5 protein-coding genes are annotated in these 5,974 nt (G+C 63.9%); 1 reads left to right on the top strand and 4 read right to left on the bottom strand.

Annotated elements, in window-relative coordinates; all coding sequences use genetic code 11:
- Window positions 1-118 precede the first annotated feature (118 nt).
- From AB0K08_RS16800 to AB0K08_RS16785, 4 genes are all read right to left on the bottom strand, one after another.
- Window positions 119-484, bottom strand: coding sequence for a DUF6262 family protein (locus AB0K08_RS16800; RefSeq protein ID WP_363356469.1), 366 nt, complete (start codon window positions 482-484; stop codon window positions 119-121).
- Between the two features lie 23 nt (window positions 485-507).
- A complete protein-coding gene (locus AB0K08_RS16795) occupies window positions 508-2,010 on the bottom strand; it encodes a site-specific integrase (RefSeq protein WP_363356467.1) in 1,503 nt (500 codons plus the stop codon).
- Window positions 1,980-3,089 carry a site-specific integrase gene (locus tag AB0K08_RS16790; protein ID WP_363356465.1) on the bottom strand — a complete coding sequence of 370 codons (1,110 nt, stop codon included), beginning with the start codon at window positions 3,087-3,089 and terminating at the stop codon, window positions 1,980-1,982. Before AB0K08_RS16790 ends, AB0K08_RS16795 begins: the two co-directional genes overlap by 31 nt.
- A gap of 139 nt (window positions 3,090-3,228) precedes the next feature.
- Window positions 3,229-4,731: a malate:quinone oxidoreductase gene (locus tag AB0K08_RS16785; RefSeq protein WP_363356463.1), complete on the bottom strand. Its 1,503-nt coding sequence runs from the start codon at window positions 4,729-4,731 to the stop codon at window positions 3,229-3,231.
- Window positions 4,732-4,826: 95 nt separating this feature from the next.
- Here AB0K08_RS16785 and AB0K08_RS16780 point away from each other — a divergent pair, with 95 nt between their 5' ends.
- Complete coding sequence (locus AB0K08_RS16780; protein WP_363356459.1) at window positions 4,827-5,714, top strand: LysR family transcriptional regulator; 888 nt, start codon at window positions 4,827-4,829, stop codon at window positions 5,712-5,714.
- Window positions 5,715-5,974 lie beyond the last annotated feature (260 nt).

Raw genomic sequence — 5,974 nt, 5'->3', positions numbered from 1 at the left:
TCGTTATCTGGAGTCCGGTCAGACGTGGCCATGACGTCCAGCACGCGACTCAGCGGATCGGAAGCTCTCCTGGTGGACGCGCTTATCTTGGGGCCGTCCATGGAGCGGCTCGGCCTCGTCACCGTGCCGTGGTCGATGCCCGTAATTGCCCGAGGGTGTGTTCCAACTGTTTCCGGAGTCGCTGGTTCTCGGTGGTGAGGTCGCGGACGCGCGCGTTGGCAACTTCGAGGCGGCGTAGCAGGGATGCCTCCGTGGAACGTTGGGACGCAGGCAGCGATGAGCCGGCCGAGCCGCGCTGAATGTCGCGGAGCCGTCGAATCTCGGCGCAGATGTCGGGCTGGGTGTAGAGCCAGGAACGCGAGACTTGCGCTTTCTGCGCGACGATCTGAAAGGTAACCGCGCCGCCCTCGCGGTCGAGGTCGCGAAGAGCCTGGGTGGCTTTGGCACGCGTGGTCTCGTGGCGCCGCTGGGCGGCGGTGATCAAGTGATGACTGTTATCAGCATGCATCAGGTGGCTGCCTCGCCGTCCTGGTCGTCCTCCAATGTGGTGATGATCTGGTCGAGGTTTCCCAGGACCTGCTGGTTCATCTCGATCAGTCGTTGCTGGCCGCGGGCTTCAGCGGCGGTGATGATCTGCACGACCTGTTGACGATGCTGGCGGTGCTCGGGCAGGAACTCCGAGGTGGTGATGAACATTGGGCAGCTCAGGCACGCGTTCGCGTGCGGGCAGGACTGCTGGACCGGCAACCCGCAGAAGCCGTTGGGCAGGGCCTGGGTCGCTCGCCCGACCCGCTGCTTGGCCCATGCCGCCTCGGCCAACGGTCCGTCCGGGTCGAGGGAGACCGTCTCGCCCTTGATGTTGACCTTCCGCGCGGCTTCCCAGTGCCGACGGATCGTGGTGTCACTGAGGCGGGCGTAGTGGGCGGTCATGACGTGGGAGTCGTGGTCGAGGATTCGCCGGACCACTTCTTGTGGGACGTCGCGGTTGATCAGCCTGGTGCCCAAGGTGTGCCGGAAGCTGTGCGGGACAACGCGAACGGGTTGGCCGTGCTCGTCACGGACGGCGCAGCGCTTGAGCCACCGGTGCAGCGCCTTGCGGTAGACCCCGTCACCGACCGACTCGCGGCCGTCGTCGTTGTGCGAGACGCGCGGAAAGAGCACCGGCGTACCAGCCGGCCACCGCTCTTGCAGGCGGCGTCGCTGCTCGGTGATGGCCTGGGCGAGGTCGGCGTCGATGGGTACCAGGGCCTCGCGTTTCATCTTGTGGTTGAGGTAGCGCAGGTAGGGCGCTCCCTCACCGTCGTAGGCGATGCAGTCGGTCGGCAGGCGGACGGTGTCTGTGATGCGCAGCCCACACCCCATCAAGATCTGTGTGATCAGCTTGTAACTGGGGTTGTTCCACTTGGCGAGGTTGTCTGGGTTCTCCAGCTGGGCCATCACGGTTTCGCTCAGCGCGCGCGGTTGCCGGATGGTTTCCTTGGGGAAGTCCTCGCTGTAGAACATCACCGCCGAAGGCAGGGAGTCATCCCAGCCGTGCTGCCGAATGGTGGTGAAGAACAGGTTCAGTTGGCCGATCAGCATGCGGTGGGTCACGGTGCCCGAGAACCGGGTGTGCAGGTGCGCGAGGTAGCGCTCCAACACCTCCCGGTCCAGGTCTGCCAGCCCCTGGGCGGAAGGGGCGGCGTCCGCGAGGAACTGCCCGAAGTGCGTGATCGCCCGTGTGCCAGTGGAGACGCTGACCACTCCAAGGCCCGTGGCCAGGCGCCACCGGGCCCAGCGTTTGGCCAAGGCCTTCAGCCAGGACTGCCCGATGTCTTCGAAGGTGATTCGGGCCAGCCGTCTGTCCTTGATGCCGAGCTCACGCAGCCGCCAGACGTCCTTGCCGTACTCGGCGTCCCATCTGCTGGTCTGGCGGGGTGTCCGGCGCCGCTCGCTCGCCGTCGCTAGTGGCTTTTCGGGCACCAGCGGGCTCGGTGTGCTCACAGTCGGACCTCTCGGCCGGTGAACCATCCCGCTTCTTCCAGCGACTGGCGGGCGTCCTCAGCGTTCAGGTGCCCGTAGACGGCGGCAGTGGTGGTGATGTCAGCGTGGCCGAGCAGCTTGGAGACCACCTCGATCGGCACACCGTCACGCAGCATCCGGGTGGCCGCGGTGTGGCGGTACCAGTGCGGATCGAAGTCGATCTCGGTCCGTCGGCGCAGACGCGTGACCAGGTCGTAAACGGCCGTGTAGGTCAGCGGGTGACCGTGGGGTCGGCCCCACAGGTTCACGAAGACGTAGTCGGAGTCCAGGTCGCCGTACTCCAGGTGCAGGTAGTCGGCGTAGAGCCGGATCAGTTCCGCGCTGACCGGCACCGTCCGCGGGTTGCGTGACTTGGAGCGGGCCCCGTTGTTATTGACCCGGCGCTGGACCATGATCTGGGACTCGGCCGCGGCAATGTCCTCATGTCGCAGGCCCAACGCCTCCCCAATCCGCATCCCGGTGTCAAACAGCACGGCGAACAGGAACCGGTCCCGCAGATGGCCACAGGCATCAAGGATCGTCTGCACCTCGACGGCGCTGAGCACGCGCGGGAGCTTGCGCTGCGCACTCAGCACGATGGCCCGCCGCGCTTGCGGTTTGCCCTTGCTGATGTGGTGCAAGAACGGCTTCCACCCCGAGCTACGGCCTCCGGCCGGCTGCCACGTCCTCAACAACTCCTCGAGGTCGACGCCGTGGCGCGCCGCGTGCTGATAGAACGCGCTGAGCGCGGAGAGCTTCCGATTGACCGTCGCCTCGGTGCAGTGGTGCTCCACCGACGGCAGGACCGGGACCGTTCCGTCGCGCAGGCCGGGCGGTCGGCGCAGCCAGGCGACGAACTCGGCGACGTTCTCCAATCGAACCTCACGCCAATCCAGGTCCTGGCCGCTGAGAAACTCGAACCAGTCCTTCAAATCGTGGGCGTAAGCCTTGACCGTGTTGGGCGACCGCTCGATCTGGGTCAAGTACGCCAGGTACCGTTCGATCGGAGCCACTGGGGCACCGTCATCGCCCAGCACCGTCCACGACTCCACGCCATCGACCGGGGACACCACTCGCTGGACAGACATCAGTCCTCCGTGCGGGGCATCATGACAGCCTGCGTCCGCGGCGGCTTCTGGCACCTGGAAACATTTTGCGGTTTGGCCGAGTTGCCCAATCTCGATCGACGATGAGGACGGCCCGTCGTCATCCTCTGAGTATCAGGGGTCATCGGAGCCTGTCTGGGGTGTTTGTGAGGTCGAGGGCGCTGGCGGTCCGTTCGAGGCTTGCGCTGACGTCGGCCGCGTCCCACGTGGTGCTGTCGAAGCCCGTGACCGCGGTCGCGATAGTGCCTTTCCAGCTCCTCTGCCAATGATCGGGAAAGCACTGTCTGAGGAGATCTAGCATGATCGGAACGGCGGTTGAGGCCCCTGGTGAGGCGCCGAGTAGCCCTGAGATGGAGTGGTCCGCGCTGGTGACCACTTCCGTGCCCTGACGGAGGACGCCGATCTTCTTCTTGTCGGGTGTGACCAGTTGCGCACGTTGGCCGGCGAGGATGAGCTCCCACTGATCGAACGCTGCCGAGGGGTAAAACCGTTGCAGCTGGGCGAATTTCTTCTTCGGGCCGGAGGCAAGCTCTGTGATCAGGTAGTGGACCAGGGGCAGGTTCTGGAGACCGGCGGCCGCGATGACGTGGAGATTGTGCCACCGGAGGGTCGTGAAGAAGTCAGTGAGCTTGCCATGCTTGAGGAGCTTCGTGCTGAACGTCGCGTATGGGCCGAACAGGAGATGGCCTTCGCCGCCAACGATTCGCTGGTCGAGATGCGGGACCGACATCGGCGGGGCACCTATCGCTGCCTGACCGTAGACCTTCGAGTCATGCCGGGCAACGACCTTCGGGGCTGAGCACCGGTAGAACGCGGCACCGACAGGAAGCACCGCATACCCTCGGACCTCAGGGAGACGTGCGCGCTGGAGCAGTCGCAGGGCGAATCCACCGGCGCCGACGAAGACGTTCCGTCCCCGGATTGCGAACCGCGCACGGTGGTCGCCGCTCCGGCCCGATACGAGCCAGCGGCCATCCGTTTCCTGACGGAGTGAACTCACGTCGTGACTGAGGAGGACCGTCCCGCCTCGGTCGGTGATGATGCTCGTGAGCGCACGGGTCAACGCGCCGAAGTCGACGTCGGTGCCGTGCGGTTGGCGAGTCGCAGCGATCGGCTCTTCGTCGCATCGCCCCTCCATGATCAGAGGCGCCCAGGTGGCGATCCTCGCCGGATCTTCGGAGTATTCGAGCCCAGCGAAGAACGGGTCGGTAATGAGCGTCTGATAGCGCTGCCTCAGATAGTCCACGCCCCGCCGGTCGAACACCACGTCCATGTGCGGGCTGCTGTGGATGAACTCGCTCGGATCGAGCAGGCCCGACTCCGCCAGGTGTGCCCACCATTGTCTGGTGATGTGGAATTGTCGGGCGATCTCGGAGGGTTTGCTGCCGTCGGTTGGGTCGGGCATGTAGTTCAGCTCGCTAAACCCAGAGTGACCGGTACCGGCGTTGTTCCACGGGTCGCTGCTCTCGGTCGCGATCGAATCTGACTTCTCGACCAGGACAATGCGCCAGTCCGGCTGAAGAAGCGTGATCATCACTCCCAAAGTCGCCGACATAATCCCGCCGCCGATGAGGACTACGTCGGCCTCCTCGACGTCTTCTGCTGTTCGCGACCGGTCACTCATGGTGCTGCTCCTTCTAAAGCCACATCTGGTGATTCCACCATCGCGCAATAAGAAACGTTCCGTCCAATGTACTTTTGATGCATTACCATCCGTATATGGATGAATGGGTGAAGGATCTGGCTCCACAGCTTCGTGCGCTCACGGAGCTCGCGGCTCAAGGCGGTCACATGACTGGAGCTGCTTCCGCACTTGGGATCCCGCAATCATCAATGAGCCGACGTATTCATGCACTTGAGGAGACCCTGCACGTGCCATTACTGATTCGTGACGGCAGGACAGTGCGTCTTACTCCGTCTGCTTTGAGCCTCGCGCAGCTCGTCCGAGGCCCACTCCACGAAATCGATATGTCTATCGCACTGATCACCGAGACTGCCGATCCGAATCACGGCACGGTCCGCTTCGGGTTCCCCCTGACAATGGGGTCCGGCGCCGTGCCCGATCTGCTGGCCGAGTTCAACCTGCAGTATCCCGGCGTCCGCCTTCAACTAAAGCAATCGCACGGCTCTGTACTGATTGACGACCTCCGGACTGGAGGGCTCGACCTGGCGATCACGATCCCGCCACCAGCAGACCTCGAGCACACCATCCTCGCGACTCAGCAGATAAACGCCGTACTACCCGAAGACCACCCCCTTGCCAGCCGGGCATGCATCGAGCTCGACGAGCTAGAGGGCGCGCGATTCATCGCCAATCCCGCCAGCTACAACCTGCGCCAACTCACCGAAAGCTGGTGCCGCCGCGCCGGTTACGAACCGAACATCGGGATCGAGATCACCGAGTTCGCCACCATCCGCGAACTGATCAGCCGAGGACTCGGCGTCGCCCTTCTGCCAGACACCACTCGGCCTGTCGACGGAATAGTTGAGGTCCCACTCAATGGCGAAGACCACACCCGCAAAATCGCTCTGACATCGGCGACCGCAACCCAGACGGCGGTGACCCAGCGCCTCAGCGACTTCATACTCTCCCGTGGCATCAACTAACCGGCAGGTTCCCAACCTTCGATGGAACTGCGCATGGTGGACGACAACGACATCATGAGCCGAGTCATCAATCTCGTACGGTGCGATCGGGTCGCAGGCAAATGACCGCTTTGCCCCGAGATCGACCTCGTCGAAGAGTCCTTTCGAGAGCCGGCGAGCTCATCACAGGCGGTAACGATTGCAGCCTCATGGACACAGTCCACGACAGGAAACCGCAGGTCAAGACAGGCCACCGATCCCCTGACTATAGATAACGACCG

The organism is Citricoccus sp. NPDC055426 (assembly GCF_040677445.1).
Lineage (GTDB): Bacteria > Actinomycetota > Actinomycetes > Actinomycetales > Micrococcaceae > Citricoccus.
This window is presented reverse-complemented; position numbering and strand designations above follow the sequence as displayed.

Coding starts and splice junctions, on each gene's coding strand:
- AB0K08_RS16795 (WP_363356467.1), bottom strand. CDS start 2,010: ATGGTTCACCGGCCGAGAGGTCCGACTGTGAGCACACCGAGCCCGCTG.
- AB0K08_RS16790 (WP_363356465.1), bottom strand. CDS start 3,089: ATGTCTGTCCAGCGAGTGGTGTCCCCGGTCGATGGCGTGGAGTCGTGG.
- AB0K08_RS16785 (WP_363356463.1), bottom strand. CDS start 4,731: ATGAGTGACCGGTCGCGAACAGCAGAAGACGTCGAGGAGGCCGACGTA.
- AB0K08_RS16780 (WP_363356459.1), top strand. CDS start 4,827: ATGGATGAATGGGTGAAGGATCTGGCTCCACAGCTTCGTGCGCTCACG.